The organism is Streptomyces sp. NPDC001222 (genome assembly GCF_042896945.1).
Classification (GTDB): domain Bacteria; phylum Actinomycetota; class Actinomycetes; order Streptomycetales; family Streptomycetaceae; genus Streptomyces; species Streptomyces gibsoniae.
This window is the reverse complement of sequence record NZ_JBIAXT010000024.1, coordinates 60,649-75,818: the sequence shown is the minus strand read 5'-3', so window position 1 is coordinate 75,818 and position 15,170 is coordinate 60,649. Positions and strand designations below refer to the sequence as shown.

The 15,170-nt window shown below is 72.5% G+C and carries 15 protein-coding genes; 6 read left to right on the top strand and 9 right to left on the bottom strand.

Translation table 11 applies throughout. The annotated features are described in order from the left end of the window. Window positions 1–15 precede the first annotated feature (15 nt). Complete coding sequence (locus ACFY2Z_RS28095; RefSeq protein ID WP_390746878.1) at window positions 16–1,359, bottom strand: serine-threonine protein kinase; 1,344 nt, start codon at window positions 1,357–1,359, stop codon at window positions 16–18. Window positions 1,360–1,441: 82 nt separating this feature from the next. Further along, window positions 1,442–2,716, bottom strand: coding sequence for an exo-beta-N-acetylmuramidase NamZ domain-containing protein (locus ACFY2Z_RS28090; protein WP_390746877.1), 1,275 nt, complete (start codon window positions 2,714–2,716; stop codon window positions 1,442–1,444). A 146-nt stretch (window positions 2,717–2,862) separates the two neighbouring features. Here ACFY2Z_RS28090 and ACFY2Z_RS28085 point away from each other — a divergent pair, with 146 nt between their 5' ends. Genes ACFY2Z_RS28085 through ACFY2Z_RS28075 form a run of 3 tightly spaced genes read left to right on the top strand, consistent with a single transcriptional unit; the run spans window position 2,863 to window position 5,913 of the window. Beyond that, window positions 2,863–3,627, top strand: a complete 765-nt coding sequence (locus ACFY2Z_RS28085) for an SDR family oxidoreductase (protein WP_390746876.1) — start codon at window positions 2,863–2,865, stop codon at window positions 3,625–3,627. Next, on the top strand, window positions 3,624–5,282 hold the full coding sequence (locus tag ACFY2Z_RS28080; protein WP_390746875.1) for a class I adenylate-forming enzyme family protein: 1,659 nt from the start codon (window positions 3,624–3,626) through the stop codon (window positions 5,280–5,282). Before ACFY2Z_RS28085 ends, ACFY2Z_RS28080 begins: the two co-directional genes overlap by 4 nt. A 37-nt stretch (window positions 5,283–5,319) precedes the next feature. Then, the gene (locus tag ACFY2Z_RS28075; RefSeq protein WP_390746874.1) at window positions 5,320–5,913 is read left to right on the top strand and encodes a TetR/AcrR family transcriptional regulator; all 594 of its coding nucleotides are present in this window, start codon (window positions 5,320–5,322) and stop codon (window positions 5,911–5,913) included. 55 nt (window positions 5,914–5,968) lie between these two features. Here the strand turns inward: ACFY2Z_RS28075 and ACFY2Z_RS28070 are convergent, their stop codons facing one another. The 7 genes from ACFY2Z_RS28070 to ACFY2Z_RS28040 form a co-directional block, all read right to left on the bottom strand. Continuing rightward, entirely contained in the window at window positions 5,969–7,183 is a 1,215-nt protein-coding gene (locus ACFY2Z_RS28070; RefSeq protein ID WP_390746873.1) for an acyl-CoA dehydrogenase family protein, read from the bottom strand. 6 nt (window positions 7,184–7,189) lie between these two features. Further along, entirely contained in the window at window positions 7,190–8,212 is a 1,023-nt protein-coding gene (locus ACFY2Z_RS28065; RefSeq protein WP_390746872.1) for a phosphotransferase family protein, read from the bottom strand. 155 nt (window positions 8,213–8,367) lie between these two features. After that, window positions 8,368–9,279, bottom strand: a complete 912-nt coding sequence (locus ACFY2Z_RS28060) for an MBL fold metallo-hydrolase (protein WP_390746871.1) — start codon at window positions 9,277–9,279, stop codon at window positions 8,368–8,370. Window positions 9,280–9,399: 120 nt separating this feature from the next. Continuing rightward, window positions 9,400–9,723: a DUF202 domain-containing protein gene (locus tag ACFY2Z_RS28055; protein ID WP_390746870.1), complete on the bottom strand. Its 324-nt coding sequence runs from the start codon at window positions 9,721–9,723 to the stop codon at window positions 9,400–9,402. Beyond that, complete coding sequence (locus tag ACFY2Z_RS28050; protein WP_390746869.1) at window positions 9,720–10,112, bottom strand: YidH family protein; 393 nt, start codon at window positions 10,110–10,112, stop codon at window positions 9,720–9,722. The genes ACFY2Z_RS28055 and ACFY2Z_RS28050 overlap by 4 nt, the downstream gene beginning before the upstream one ends. 99 nt (window positions 10,113–10,211) lie before the next feature. Continuing rightward, entirely contained in the window at window positions 10,212–10,730 is a 519-nt protein-coding gene (locus ACFY2Z_RS28045) for an NUDIX hydrolase (protein ID WP_390746868.1), read from the bottom strand. Between the two features lie 100 nt (window positions 10,731–10,830). Further along, complete coding sequence (locus ACFY2Z_RS28040; protein ID WP_390746867.1) at window positions 10,831–11,724, bottom strand: DMT family transporter; 894 nt, start codon at window positions 11,722–11,724, stop codon at window positions 10,831–10,833. A 251-nt stretch (window positions 11,725–11,975) separates the two neighbouring features. On the opposite strand from ACFY2Z_RS28040, the gene ACFY2Z_RS28035 reads away from it, so the two are divergent. From ACFY2Z_RS28035 to ACFY2Z_RS28025, 3 genes are all read left to right on the top strand, one after another. Further along, on the top strand, window positions 11,976–13,631 hold the full coding sequence (locus ACFY2Z_RS28035) for an FAD-binding dehydrogenase (RefSeq protein ID WP_390746866.1): 1,656 nt from the start codon (window positions 11,976–11,978) through the stop codon (window positions 13,629–13,631). 122 nt (window positions 13,632–13,753) lie between these two features. Beyond that, window positions 13,754–14,527 carry a molybdopterin-dependent oxidoreductase gene (locus ACFY2Z_RS28030; protein WP_390746865.1) on the top strand — a complete coding sequence of 258 codons (774 nt, stop codon included), beginning with the start codon at window positions 13,754–13,756 and terminating at the stop codon, window positions 14,525–14,527. After that, entirely contained in the window at window positions 14,511–15,149 is a 639-nt protein-coding gene (locus tag ACFY2Z_RS28025) for a cytochrome b/b6 domain-containing protein (RefSeq protein WP_390746864.1), read from the top strand. The genes ACFY2Z_RS28030 and ACFY2Z_RS28025 overlap by 17 nt, the downstream gene beginning before the upstream one ends. Window positions 15,150–15,170: the final 21 nt, after the last annotated feature.

Sequence of the window (15,170 nt, the reverse complement as noted above, 5' to 3'; positions counted from 1 at the left end):
GTGAGCGGCGGCGGGTCAGACCACCCGGCCCGCCGCCAGCACCACCTGAGCCAGTTCCCGGTGCACGATGTCGCTGTGCGCGCCGGAGGGCGGTCCGCCGTGGCAGACCACGGCGGACGCGTCCACGTTCACGCAGCCCGTCGACGGCAGCCCCCGCAGCGCGTCGGCGAGCGCCAGGGCCCGGGTGCCGTCCACCGCCTGCATCCCGTCGTGGCCCATCGCGCCCCATCTCGGCCCCAGAAGGCGTCCGATGTCGAAGTCCGCCGTGACTCCGTCGGCCAGCGAGCGATCCTCCCCGGCCATCCGTGACGCCAGCGGATAGAGCGTGCCGAGCGCGGTGTCGAAGCGGGACCAGCAGCACACCAGGGGCCCGTCCACCCGGTCGCGGCAGTCGTGCAGCGCGCCGCCGGACGCCGGATCGTCCGGCAGCCGGGCCGCGAACGCGTAGTGGGAGAAGGCCCCTTGGAGCAGCGTCAGGGACTTCACCGTGCGCACGCCGTCCGGCAGCCCGCGCAGCGCGAACGACACCAGCCGTCCGCCGAAGCTGTGCCCGACGAGATGCACCCGCACCCCCGGGGCCGACCGCGCCAGCCGTCCGATCACCGGCCCGAGCCCCCGCTCCCCGACCGTGCCCGCGCGCCGCTTCATCGCGTAGTACGTGGCCTGCCGCAGCACCTCGAGCGCCCCGTCCCACAGCCCCTTCGGCGTGAACGAGAACGCCTCCGCGCCCGGTGCCGCCGCCTCCACCCGCTCCAGCGCCCGCGCGAAGTCCTGGCACGCCTGCCGGACGTCGCCCCACAGCATCTCGGGGCCGCTCCCGGGCGCCCCCTCGGGTGCCGTGTCAGCGGGGCACGCGGCCTGCGGACCCTGCGGTTCCACCGCCACCAGCAGCCGCAGCAGCCGGCCGAACTCCGCCATCGAGGCGTCGTCGTCCGGGCGCAGGTCCAGCAGCCGGGAGAGCCCGTCGACCACCGGCGCCCGGTCGGGGAAGACCTTCAGCAGTGCCTGCCGGGTGTGCTCGTCCAGCCCGGGCCGCGCGGCCGGGGGAGTCTCGGCCACGGCCGACGCCGGGAAGTCGGGGACCGGTTCGTCCGCGAACATCATCGACGGCCAGATCACCCCCGCGTAGCCCAGGCGGGCCTTCGGCGCCAGCGCGGGCACCGGCGCGAAGAAGCGCTCGTAGAGCCGGGTCGCCCCGGAGCGCTCGTTGTTCCAGCCGTGCGCGAAGACCAGCAGGTCCCGCACTCCGTGCCGGGACACCTCGGCGAGCAGCCGGTCCCGCTCGGGGGCGTCCACGTCCCCGTCCGCGTCGAAGGTCAGCTCCCAGTAAGGATCCACACCGATCGCCGGTACCGCCATGACGGACCCCCTTCGCCCCGGGCCGATCGCAGTCTGTCCGCATCGTCCTGCCGACCGGGGGAAGTTGGCCATACGTCATGACTCATCCGTACACGAGATACTCCTCGCGGACCCGCCGGAAGCCGCTCAGCTCGTCCTGCCACGCGGCCACGACCTCGTCGGCCGCCGCCCCCGCGTCGATCATCGTGCGCACCCGCGCGGAGCCGGTGAGCTTGTCGATCCAGTTGTCGGGGCGCCAGGCGAAGCCGCTCCACACCTTCCTGGCGGTCACGAGCAGCGCGATCCCGGTGCGCACGGGGTCGTAGGCGGCCCGGTCGTGCACATGGATCTGCACACCCCCCACGGTCCTGCCCCGGAACTTGTCGAACGTGGGCACGAAGTACGCCTCCCTGAAGTGCACCCCGGGCAGCCCCAGTCGCTCCGCCGCGGCGGCCCACCGCCCGTCGATGCCCTCGGCGCCGAGCAGTTCGAAGGGGTGGGTGGTGCCGCGTCCCTCCGAGAGGTTCGTGCCCTCGAACAGACAGGTTCCCGAGTAGACCAGCGCGGTGTCGGGCGTCGGCATGTTCGGGCTCGGCGGCACCCAGGGCAGGCCGGAGGCGTCGTAGAGGTCCGGCCGACGCCAGCCCTTCATCAGGACGGTCTCCAGGGCGACCGGCGTGCTCAGGAACTCGCCGTTGAACAGCCGCGCCAGCTCCGCCACCGTCATCCCGTGCGCCTGGGAGACCGGCTGCCGTCCCACGAAGCTCGCGAACTCCTTGTGCAGGACGGGCCCCTGGGCGGACCGGCCGGTCACGGGATTGGGCCGGTCCAGCACCATGAACCGCTTGCCCGCCAGCCGCGCCGCCTCCATGCAGTCGTACATCGTCCAGATGTAGGTGTAGAAGCGGGCGCCCACGTCCTGGATGTCGAAGACGACCGTGTCCACGCCGGACGCCGTGAAGACGTCCGCGAGCGGCTGTCCGCTCTTTCCGTAGGTGTCGTACACGGGCAGTCCGGTCGCCGGATCGTCGTGGCGGCCCTCCGAGCCGCCCGCCTGGGCGGTGCCGCGGAAGCCGTGCTCGGGGCCGAAGACCGCGACCAGGTCCACCCGGTGGTCCGCGTGCATCACGTCGACGATGTGGCGCAGCTCCCGGGTCACACCGGTCGGATTGGTGACCACCCCGACCCGCCGGCCGTGCAGGAGCGCATAGCCGTCCGCGGCCAGCCGCTCGAATCCGGTGCGCACGCGTGGGCCGCGCCCGCCGGCGGACGCGGTGGGCTCCGCGGGCGTCGCGGGCGCGGTGGACGCGGTGGCTGCGGAGACCGACACGGCCGTCGCCGTGGTCGCGGTGAGCAGCTCCCGTCTGGACAGACTCATGCGGTGACCTCCGTGATCGACGGAACTGTCATGCGCACGCGCCATCGGAGCAGCCTCTTCCCTCGTTACATACCGACTGGTTAGTCTGGTGATCGCAGCAGAGCCGACTGCGGCAGAGCCCAGTCGCGTCGCGTCGAAGGAGACCGATGGTGGAAGCCGTGCAGGATGCCGGAGTGGTCGTCACCGGGGCGGGCGGCGGGATCGGGGCCGCCCTGGCCCGCCGCTTCGCCGCCGAGGGAGCCCGGGTCGTCGTCAACGACCTGGACGCCGGACGGGCGAAGGCCGTGGCCGACGAGATCGGCGGTGTCGCGGTTCCGGGCGACGCCTCCGCGATCGTGGCCGAGGCACAGGACGCCCTCGGCGGCACGGTCGACATCTACTGCGCCAACGCGGGCCTCGGCTCCGGCGGCACCGAGGCCGCCGACGAGGAGGTCTGGGCGCAGGCCTGGGACGTCAACGTCATGGCGCACGTCCGCGCCGCCCGGGCCCTGCTGCCCGCCTGGCTGGAGCGCGGCGAGGGCCGCTTCGTCTCCACCGTCTCGGCCGCCGGACTGCTCACCATGATCGGCGCTGCGCCGTACAGCGTCACCAAGCACGGGGCCTATGCCTTCGCCGAGTGGCTCTCGCTGACCTATCGCCACCGCGGCGTCAAGGTCCACGCGATCTGTCCCCAGGGCGTACGCACCGACATGCTGACCGCCTCGGGAAGCGCCGGTGAACTGGTGCTCGTCCCGACCGCGATCGAACCGGCGGACGTCGCCGACGCGCTCATGAAGGGCATCGCGGAGGACCGGTTCCTGATTCTGCCGCACCCCGAGGTCGCCGCGTACTACCAGGCGCGCGCCACCGAGCCGGACCACTGGCTGACGAACATGAACCACCTCCAGCAGAAGTGGGAGTCCGCCCAGTGAGCACGTCCCGTTACGCCCTCAAGCCCTGGCTCGCCCTGCTCGACGACGCCCAGCGCGCCCCCATCAGCCCCGCCGACTCCCTGGTGCACGCCCTGCGCACGATCCCCGGGGACCGCACCGCCCTCGCCTACTTCGACGGCCGGATCACCTACGCGGAGCTGGACGAGCTCACCGACTCGGTCGCCGGGCACCTCGCCGCCCGCGGCCTCGGGCCCGGCGACCGGGTCGCGATCATGCTGCAGAACTCCCCGCACTTCGTGATCGCGCTGCTGGGGGCCTGGAAGGCGGGCGCGACCGTCGTGCCCGTCAACCCGATGTACAAGTCGGGCGAGGTCACCCACGTCCTGAAGGACGCCGAGGTGAGCGCCCTGGTGTGCACCGACCGCGCCTGGGAGGCCTATCTGCGCGACACCGCCGAGGGCTCGTCGGTCCGCATCGTGCTCACCGCCTGCGAGCTGGACCTGCAGACCCGGGGCGACGCGCGCGTGCTGACCTTCGAGCGGGCGGAACCGGCCGCCGACGCGGACGACCTCGTGGCCGTCGCCCGGCAGGGCCACCCGGCGCCCGAGGGCCGCGACCCGGCGCCCGCCGGCATCGCGCTGATCAGCTACACCTCCGGCACCAGCGGCACCCCCAAGGGCGCCACCAACACGCACGGCAACATCATGTACAACGCCGAGCGGCAGCGCACCGGACTGGGACTGCCCGAGGCGCCGGTCTACTTCGCGCTGGCACCCCTGTTCCACATCACCGGCATGGTGGCGGAACTGGCGGCCTGCCTCGTCAGCGGAGGCGTGCTCGTCCTCGCCTACCGCTTCGACCCGGGCGTCGTCCTCGACGCGTTCGCCGAGCACCGGCCGCACTACACCGTGGGCCCCTCGACGGCCTTCATGGCGCTGGCCGCCCACCCGTCCGTCACCCCGGACCACTTCTCCTCCTTCCACGGCATCTCCTCCGGCGGAGCCCCGCTGCCGCCCGCCCTGGTGGAGAAGTTCCGGGCCGGTTTCGGGCCGTACATCCGCAACGGCTACGGCCTCACCGAGTGCACCGCCCCCTGTGCCTCCGTGCCGCCCGGCCGGGAGGCCCCCGTGGACCCCGTCTCCGGGACGCTGGCCGTCGGCGTGCCGGGTCCCGACACGGTCGTCCGTATCGTCGACGACCAGGGGGCGGAGGTGCCGTTCGGCGAACAGGGCGAGATCGTCGTGCGGGGCCCGCAGGTCGTGCCCGGCTACTGGGGACGGCCCGACGCCACCGCCGAGACCTTCCCGGACGGGGAACTGCGCACCGGCGACATCGGGTTCATGGACGAACAGGGCTGGCTGTACGTCGTCGACCGCAAGAAGGACATGATCAACGCGTCCGGCTTCAAGGTGTGGCCGCGCGAGGTCGAGGACGTCCTCTACACCCATCCGGCAGTGCGCGAGGCGGCCGTCGTCGGCGTGCCGGACGGCTACCGGGGGGAGACGGTCAAGGCGTTCATCAGCCTCCGGCCGGGCGCCGAGAGCGACCCGGACGCGCTCGCCGCGTACTGCAAGGAGAGACTGGCCGCGTACAAATACCCGCGCCAGGTGGAGATCCTGCCCGACCTGCCGAAGACGGCGAGTGGGAAGATCCTCCGGCGGGAACTGCGTTCCCGATCGCAGACGATCCGGTAGACATCGGGTGGACATCGAGGAAAGGCAGGTGGCGGCAGTGCCCAGAACGACGGACGGGGACGGTACGCCCGTCCCGCAGCGGCTGCTGGCCGCCGCCACCCGGCTCTTCGCCGACCAGGGTTACGACCGCACCTCCGTGCAGGAGATCGTCGAGGCGGCCGGCGTCACCAAGGGGGCGCTGTACCACTACTTCGGCTCCAAGGACGATCTGCTGCACGAGGTGTACGCGCGCGTGCTGCGCGTCCAGCAGGAGCGCCTCGACGCCTTCGCGGACGCCGACGAGCCGATCGAGAAGCGGCTGCGGGGCGCCGCCGCGGACGTCGTCGTCACCACGATCGAGAACCTCGACGACGCGATGATCTTCTTCCGGTCGATGCACCATCTCAGCCCGGAGAAGTACAAGCAGGTCCGCGCCGAGCGGCGCCGCTACCACGAGCGGTTCCGCGCGCTGATCGAAGAGGGCCAGAAGGAAGGCGTGTTCTCCACCGCCACGCCCGCCGACCTCGTGGTCGACTACCACTTCGGCTCGGTGCACCATCTGTCGACCTGGTACCGCCCCGACGGACCGCTCACCCCCCAGCAGGTCGCCGACCATCTGGCGGATCTGCTGCTGCGGGCCCTGCGGCCCTGAGCCTGCGCGCACGCGTGAGGGGCGGCCGTCTCCACGGCCGCCCCTCACGCGTGTCTCACACGTACTTCCTCAGCTCCCGGCGCGCCAGCGACCGCTGGTGCACCTCGTCCGGGCCGTCCGCGAGCCGCAGCGTCCGGGCCGCCGCCCACAGCTCGGCCAGCGGGAAGTCCTGGCTCACCCCGCCCGCGCCGTGCAGCTGGACCGCCTGGTCGATGATGTCGACGACCGTGCGCGGGGTGGCGATCTTGATGGCCTGGATCTCGGTGTGGGCGCCGCGGTTGCCGACCGTGTCCATCATCCACGCGGTCTTCAGAACCAGCAGCCGCAGCTGCTCCACGGCCACGCGCGCGTCGGCGATCCAGTTGTGCACGACGCCCTGCTGGGCCAGCGCCTTGCCGAACGCGGTGCGCGAGACGGCCCGTCGGCACATCAGCTCGATCGCCCGCTCGGCCATGCCGATCAGCCGCATGCAGTGGTGGATCCGGCCCGGACCGAGCCGCGCCTGCGCGATGGCGAAGCCGCCGCCCTCCTCGCCGATCAGGTTGGACACCGGCACGCGCGCGTGGTCGAAGACCACCTCGGCGTGACCGCCGTGGGAGTGGTCCTCGTAGCCGTAGACCTGCATCGCGCGCTTGACGTGCACACCAGGGGTGTCGCGCGGGACCAGCACCATCGACTGCTGACGGCGGATGTCGGGCCCGTCCGGGTCCGTCTTGCCCATCACGATGAAGATCTTGCAGTCCGGGTTCATCGCCCCGGAGATGTACCACTTGCGACCGGTGATCACGTAGTCGTCGCCGTCGCGCTGGATGTGCGTGGTGATGTTGGTGGCGTCCGAGGAGGCCACCTCCGGCTCGGTCATCGCGAACGCCGACCGGATCTCCCCGGCGAGCAGCGGCTCCAGCCACTGCTTCCGCTGCCGCTCGTCGCCGAACTGGGCCAGCACCTCCATGTTGCCCGTGTCGGGCGCGGCGCAGTTCAGCGCGGTGGGCGCGAGGTGCGGGGAGCGGCCCGTGATCTCGGCGAGCGGGGCGTACTGGAGGTTGGTGAGCCCGGCGCCGTACTCGGCGTCCGGCAGGAACAGGTTCCACAGACCCTGCCGGCGGGCCTCGGCCTTGAGTTCCCCGACGATCGCGGGGGTGTCCCAGGGCGAGGCGAGCTGTGCGCGCTGCTCCTCGGCGACGGCCTCCGCCGGGTAGACGTGCTCGTCCATGAAGGCGAGCAGCTTGGCGCGGAGTTCCTCGGTGCGCGCGTCGAATGCGAAGTCCATGGCGGATCAGCCTTCCTGGAGGGTGGTCAGGCCGTGCTCGATGAAGAGGGGCACCAGCTCGCCGATGCGGTCGAAGCCCCGTCCGACGGTCTGGCCGAGGGTGTAGCGGTAGTGGATGCCCTCGAGGATCACGGCGAGCTTGAACCAGGCGAACGCCGTGTACCAGGAGACGGCGGTGAGGTCGCGTCCCGAGCGGGCGGCGTAGCGCTCGATCAGCTCGGCCGGGTCGGGGTGTCCCGCGGCGGTGGCGGTGGTGGAGATGGGGGAGTCCTCGAGCCGCAGGGGCACGCTGTACATCACCAGCAGGCCGACGTCGGTGAGCGGGTCGCCGAGCGTGGACATCTCCCAGTCGAGGATGGCGGCTATCCGGTCGTCGTCGCCCAGCAGCACGTTGTCCAGGCGGTAGTCGCCGTGGATCACGGTGGGCGCGGGCGAGACGGGCAGCGAGCGGCCGAGGGCCGCGTGCAGCTCGTCGATGCCGGGCAGCTCGCGGTTGCGGGAGGCGTCCAGCTGCTTGCCCCAGCGGCGCAGCTGCCGGTCCAGGAAGCCCTCGGGGCGGCCGAAGTCGGCGAGCCCCACCTCGGCAGGGTCGACCGCGTGCAGCTCGACCAGGGTGTCCACCAGACCGAGGAGCGCGTTCCGGGTCCGCTCGGGGCCGAGCAGGGCCAGTTGCTCGGCGGTGCGGTAGGGCGTGCCCTCGACGAAGTCCATCACATAGAAGGGAGCACCCAGGACCGAGTCGTCCTCGCACAGCAGTACCGTCCGCGGCACCGGGACCGCCGTCGGGTACAGCGCGCTGATCACCCGGTGCTCGCGCTTCATGTCGTGGGCGGTGGCCAGGACATGTCCGAGCGGCGGGCGGCGTACGACCCACCGGGCGGTGCCGTCCGTGACGGCGTAGGTGAGGTTCGACCGCCCGCCCTCGATCAGCCGGCCGGTCAGCGGGCCGTCGACCAGGCCGGGCCGTTCGGCGTCGAGCAGGCCGCGCAGCCGGTCGAGATCGAGACCTGGCGGGTGGTCTGGGCTCATCATTGCTCCTACGGACGACGAAACGGGACCTGCATCATGATGCCGACCGGTCGGTATGTAGTCCAGTATGCAGTGCGAACGTGATCGGCGCCACGAACGCGTCGTGGCGCCGAGGGGCCGGGAGGCCGTCACGGCGGCGCTGTGCCGCCGTGCTCTCACGCGTGGCAGGCCACCATCTCTCCGCCGTTCAGGACGGCCATGTCCTGGAAGGCGGACAGCAGATCCAGGGGAGTGCCCTCAGGACGTCCGTCCAGTTCGGCGTAGGCGCGGTGCAGATTGGCCACCAGCCGCTCGCTCTCCCGCCACTGCGCGAACTCCCCGAGATCCGTGGCCAGCGCGGCCTCGAGCGGCGTACGCCCCGCCGCGTGGTGCTTCTGCGCCACCTCCGCCACGAACCGCAGATAGCGCTCGGTGCGGTCGAACTCCGACGGGTCGGTGATCCCGCCGTGGCCCGGCACCACCGTCTCGGCGCCGAGGCCGCGCAGCACGTCGAGGGCGCGCAGTGAGCCGCTCAGCGACCCCATCAGGACGAACGGCGTACCGCCCTCGAAGACGAGGTCGCCTGCGAACAGCACCCGCCGGTGCGGCAGCCACACCACGGAGTCCCCGACGGTATGGGCGACACCGGGATGGATGATCTCCGCGTCGATCCCGCCGACGTGCACCGTAGTGCGGTCGGTGTACGTCAGGTCGGCGCCCTGGATGCGGATGTCCCCATAGTCGACCTCCGGCCACACGAGCTCCAGGTTGTGCCCGCTCGCCAGCGCCTCCCGTCGGCAGTCGACGTGCGAGACGATCGTCGCGGACGACGCGAAGAGGCCGTTGCCGTAGGTGTGGTCGCCGTGGTGGTGGGTGTTGACGACGAACCGCGGCGCGGGCGCCCCGGTGGCCGCGACCGCGGCGGCCAGCGCGCGGGCCCGCCGTTCGGTCGCCGCGGTGTCGACGAGCAGGGTCGTGGACCCGTCCCCCACGAACCCGGCGTTGTTCAGACACCATCCGCCGTCCGGCTGGATGTAGGCGTGCACGTCGTCGGCGAGTGCGAACGTGTACGGCTCCGCTGCGGTCATGGGACCCCCTGAGTCGTCGTCAACGGGTGATCAAGCCTGCCAGTCGGCAACGGCACCGCGATGGCCGGGGTGTCGTGTCCGGTTCCGGGACCTCGCACGCCGGGCGTTCAGGGCGCGCGCTCAGAACACCAGCGCGACCGCGCACAACGCGAGAGCGGCCGTGCAGAGGGTCGCGGCGGCGGCATGCCGGGGCCGCAGGCGCGGCGGACGCCCGGCCTCCGCGGTGGCCAGCGCGCGGATACGGCCATGGGCGACGGCCAGGAAGCCCAGCCAGAGCAGGCCGCACAGGGTGACCACGACCAGGCCGGCCCCGGTCCCGCCGTGCAGCGCCGCCTTCGCGGCCAGCACCGCGGCCACCGTGCACGACAGGGTGGTACGACGCCAGGCGAGCCGGGTGCGTTCGGGCTGGAGTCCCGGATCGCGCTCCGGGGCCGGGACGCTCATCCCGCCCAGCCGAAGAGAACGATCACGACCATCGCGACGGCCACCACGGCGACGGCGATGCTCAGCAGCGCCGGGAACCGGGACGCGGGAAGGTCCTCGCCGCGCCGCATCGCCCGTTCGCAGCGCACCCAGTGGTTGATGGCGCGCAGCGCGCACAGCACTCCGGCGGTGAGCAGCCCCAGGGCGAGCCCGGCCCGCCAGGCCCAGCGCAGACCCGGCAGGAACTGGTCCACCGCGAAGCCCCCGCCGATCAGCGCCAGCGCGGTCCGCAGCCAGGCCAGAAAGGTGCGCTCGTTGGCCAGCGAGAAGCGGTAGTCGGGCGTACGGCCTTCCTGCCGGATCTCCTGCGGCGCGAACCACAGCCGGACGTTCCGCACGAATTCGCTCACGAACAGGACCCTACCGGTCCGCCCCCAGGGGCTTCGGCGGGGCTTCGGCGGGCGCGGCCGGAGCGGGCCGGCGAAGCCCCGTCGGCGCGGGCGAGGAGGTCAGGCCGTCGGCCGGCGGTGCTCCTTGAGCCGTTCGTACGCGGCCAGACCGTCCGGGACCCACTCCCACTCGGGCAGCCGGCGCTCCACCTCCTCCTCCGGCAGGAAGGCGTGCCAGGCGACCTCCTCGACCTGAGGGCTGACGGGCAGTTCACAGCGGACCTGGTACACCGCGGACCACCAGGAGCGGCCGGCGCCGTCGTCGTACAGGAACCTGAACAGCGGCTCGGGCCGGGGCAGCCCGCTGACGCCGAGTTCCTCCTCCGCCTCCCGCAGGGCGGCGTCGTCGTAGGCCTCGCCCGCGCCGACCACCCCGCCGACGAACATGTCGTACAGCGAGGGGAAGACCAGCTTGGTGGGGGTGCGGCGATGGACGAAGAGCCGCCCCTGCCCGTCCCGCGCCTGGATGAACACACACCGGTGGCGCAGCCCGCGCGCATACGCCTCACCGCGCGGCGACTGGCCGATGACCCTGTCGTTCTCGTCCACGATGTCGAGGAGTTCGTCAGCGGCACTCATGGACTCATCCAAGCAGCAGCGACCGGCGGTCGCCCGGCCGGGCCCGGCCCCTTCCCGGGCGCGAGGCCCGGGCTCCGCCCGTGCGCGGAGGAACCGTGCCTCATCCGGGCTGGAGATCCCTCTCCCGTTCCGGTTCCGCCGTCCCCCGGGGCATGGCCGGGTGCAGACCGAGCAGCACGATGCCGAGGACGATCCCCGCGAGCCCCGCCGCCTCCCAGGCCAGCGCGCCGGTGTCGGTGCGCAGCCGGTCCCCGAGGAAGCCCACCCCGCACACGATCCCGGCCAGCGGCTGGGCGGCGGTCAGCGCGGGCAGGGACATCCGCAGCGGTGCCGTCTCGAACGCGCTCTGCACCAGGATCAGCCCCGTCACCCCGAGCACCAGCACACCGTAGGGCTGCCAGCCGGTGACGAACTCCGCCCAGCCGCCCGCCGAGAGCCGCTGTCCGCTCACCCGGGTCAGCGCGTCCTGCACCCCGTACAGCAGCCCCGCCGCGAGGCCCAGCAGCACCGGCCCGATGATCAGCCGCGACTTCTTCGCGTACGTCGTCAGCAGCAGTGCGAGCCCGACCATGACGCCGATGATCAGCCAGTGCCGCAGGGGATCCGTGACCGCGACGCCCGCTCTGGGCCGGCCCGCCACGATGAACGCCGTGACGCCACCGGCGAGCAGCCCGAGCCCCGCCCAGCCCTGACGGCCCAGCGGCTGCTTGGTCTGCCGGCGGGACTCCGCCAGCGCGAACAGCAGGTTCGTGGCGACGAGCGGCTCGACCAGGGAGATCTCGCCACGGGCCAGCGCGACGGCGCCGAGCGCCATGCCCACCACCATCAGGCCGATGCCGCCGAGCCAGCGGGGCACCTTCATCAGGTCCAGCAGCAGCCGTGGCGAGAGGAAGTCGCTGAGCGGCGCCTGCTGCGCGGCGTTCTGCTGCAGCACGAATCCGGTGCCCAGGCAGAAGGCCGCGCTCACGGCGAGGGCGAGAACCAGTACCGACACGCTGTACCTCGATGATTCAGCGGGGTCACGGGATGCGTATCACGCCGACTGTAACGCCCCGGCCGGGCGCCCGCCCGGGGTTGACCGCTTCCGGTCGGGCTCCGCCCGCCCCTGACGGCCCGCGCGCGAAAGTGCGGACGGCGCCGGGTTCCCGGAAGCAGGCGGTTGACGCCGTCACTCTTCCTGCCGAAGGATCTGACCCGTCGGTAACCCCCGAACCGACTGGTCGTCACGGCGAGAGGAACCGGCCCATGGCCTACGACGTTGATGTCATCGTGATCGGGGCGGGCCTCGCCGGGCTCGCCGCGACCGCGGAACTGGTCGACGCGGGCCGGAAGGTGATCCTGCTGGACCAGGAGCCCGAACAGTCGATGGGCGGCCAGGCGTTCTGGTCCTTCGGCGGCCTCTTCCTCGTCGACTCGCCGGAGCAGCGCCGGATGCGGATCCGGGACAGCCACGCCCTGGCCATGCAGGACTGGATGGGCACCGCCGCGTTCGACCGCCCCGAGGACCACTGGCCGCGGAAATGGGCGGAGGCGTACGTCGACTTCGCGGCCGGGGAGAAGCGGGCCTGGCTGCACCGGCAGGGCGTCCGTTTCTTCCCGGTGGTCGGCTGGGCCGAACGTGGCGGCTACGACGCCACCGGCCACGGCAACTCCGTCCCCCGTTTCCACATCACCTGGGGGACCGGTCCCGGGGTGATCGCACCGTTCGTACGGCGGGTGCGGGCCGGGGTCGCGCGCGGTCTCGTCCAGCTGAGGTTCCGTCACCGGGTCACCGGTCTCTCGCGCAGCGCGGGCACCGTCGACACCGTCACCGGCGAGGTCCTGGAGCCCTCGGACGTGGCGCGGGGCAGGGCCAGCAGCCGCACGGTCACCGGGGCCTTCGAGCTCAGGGCGCAGGCGGTGATCGTCACCTCGGGCGGCATCGGTGGCAACCACGACCTGGTTCGCGCCCACTGGCCCGAGCGCCTCGGCAGTCCGCCGGAGCGGATGGTCTCCGGCGTGCCCGCGCACGTCGACGGAAAGATGCTGGGCATCGCCGAGAGGGCGGGCGCCCGGCTGATCAACCGCGACCGCATGTGGCACTACACCGAGGGGCTCAACAACTGGGACCCCATCTGGGAGAACCACGGCATCCGCATCCTGCCGGGCCCCTCCTCGCTCTGGTTCGACGCCCGCGGCCGGCGCCTGCCCGTCCCGCTCTTCCCCGGCTTCGACACCCTCGGCACCCTCGAACACATCATGGGGACCGGGTACGACCACACCTGGTTCGTGCTCGACCAGAAGATCATCGGCAAGGAGTTCGCGCTCTCGGGCTCCGAGCAGAACCCCGACCTGACCGGCAAGTCGGTCCGGGAGGTGCTCGGACGGGCCCGCGCGGATGTGCCGGGGCCGGTCAGGGCGTTCATGGACCACGGCGTCGACTTCGTGGTCGAGAAGGACCTGGGGGCGCTCGTCCGCGGCATGAACGCGCTCACCGAGGAGCCGCTCATCGACGAGGCCGAACTGCGCCGTGAGATCGTCGCGCGCGACCGGGAGATCCTCAACCCGTTCACCAAGGACCTCCAGGTGACCTCGATCCGCGGGGCCCGCCGCTTCCTCGGCGACCGCCTGGTCCGCACGGCCGCCCCGCACCGCATCCTCGACCCCAAGGCGGGCCCCCTGATCGCGGTGCGGCTGAACATCCTCACCCGCAAGACGCTCGGCGGCCTGGAGACCGATCTCTCCGCACGGGTGCTGACCGAGGGCGGCGACCCGCTCTCGGGCGTGTACGCGGCCGGCGAGGCGGCGGGCTTCGGCGGCGGCGGGGTGCACGGCTACCGCTCCCTGGAGGGCACATTCCTGGGCGGCTGCCTGTTCTCGGGACGCACGGCCGGACGCGCGGCGGCGCGGGCGATCGGATAGCGGGTGGAGAGCGCTCTGGGAAGGGCCCGCTTCCTGAGAACGAGGTGTGAAGTTATGACGGATTCCTGACGTGCACCCGTCCCCCCTGGCCCCGAGGGGGTGCCGGGTGCTCGAATCGGTCTGTGAACTCTGAACGACCCGAACAGCGGGACGCACCGGAGCCCGCGGACCGGGAGACACCCGAGCCCCCCGCGACCGGCACCCCGATCGGCCGCCGGCTCCTGCTGGGGACCCTGGGACTCGGCGCGCTCGGTGTCGTCGCCGCTCCCACGCTCCAGCGCGGCCTGGAGGGCTTCCTCGGCAGCGTCTCCGGCAAGGACCCGACGGGCCTGACCGGACTGCTGCCCAACGGCGGCGGCTTCCGCTACTACTCCGTGACGGCGTCCGTGCCGAACCGGGGCGAGACCGACTACCGCCTCACCGTGGACGGCCTGGTCGACCACCCGAAGACCTACACGCTCGCCGACCTGAGGGCCCTGCCCCAGACCCGGCTGGTGCACGACGTCCAGTGCGTCACGGGCTGGCGGGTGCCGAAGACACCCTTCGAAGGAGTACGGCTGGCCGCGCTGCTCGACGCCGCGGGGGTCCGCTCCTCCGCCGGCGCCGTCCGCTTCACCTGCTTCGACGGGGCGTACACCGAGAGCCTCACCCTCGAACAGGCGCGCCGCGACGACGTCCTGGTCGCCCTCCGGATGAAGGACAAGCCGGTCACCCACGACCACGGCGGCCCGGTGCGGCTGTATGTGGCGCCCATGTACTTCTACAAGTCCGCCAAATGGCTCTCCGGCATCACGGTCACCCGGGACGTGCGTCCCGGGTACTGGGAGGACCGGGGATACGACGTCGACGCCTGGGTCGGCCGGTCGAACGGACGGGACGATGCCCCCACGAGTTGACGCCGCGCACCCCGTCTCCGCCGCCGCCCCCGCCCGGGTACGGCGCTTCACCCGCGCGGAGCGCTGGGTGCACCGGGCGACGGCCGCGCTGATGGGCGTGTGCGTGGCCACCGCCGCCTGTCTCTACATCCCGGAGTTCGCGGAGCTGGTGGGCCGCCGGGAACTGGTCGTTCGGGTCCACGAGTGGGCCGGGCTGCTGCTCCCGGTCCCCGTCCTGGCGGGTCTGGCCTCCCGTGCCTTCCGCGCGGACCTCGGCCGTCTCAACCGCTGGGATCCGCACGACCGGGTGTGGCTGCGCGCGGCCCTGCGCCGCGACCGGCGCCGCGCGTCCCGTCCCGCGGGCAAGTTCAACGCGGGCCAGAAGACGTACGCGGCCTGGATCGCGGGCGCCACGCTGGTGATGCTGGGCACGGGGCTGCTGATGTGGTTCACCCACCTCGCCCCCCTGGTGTGGCGCACGTCGGCGACGTTCGTCCACGACTGGCTCGCCCTGACGATCGGGGTGGTCCTCGCCGGCCACGTCGGCATGGCCCTCGGGGACCCGGAGGCCCGGCACGGGCTGCGGACGGGACTGGTCAGCCGTGGTTGGGCGGAGCGGGAACATCCGCTGTGGCGGCCGTAGCCGCCGGGCGGGGCGGCCGCC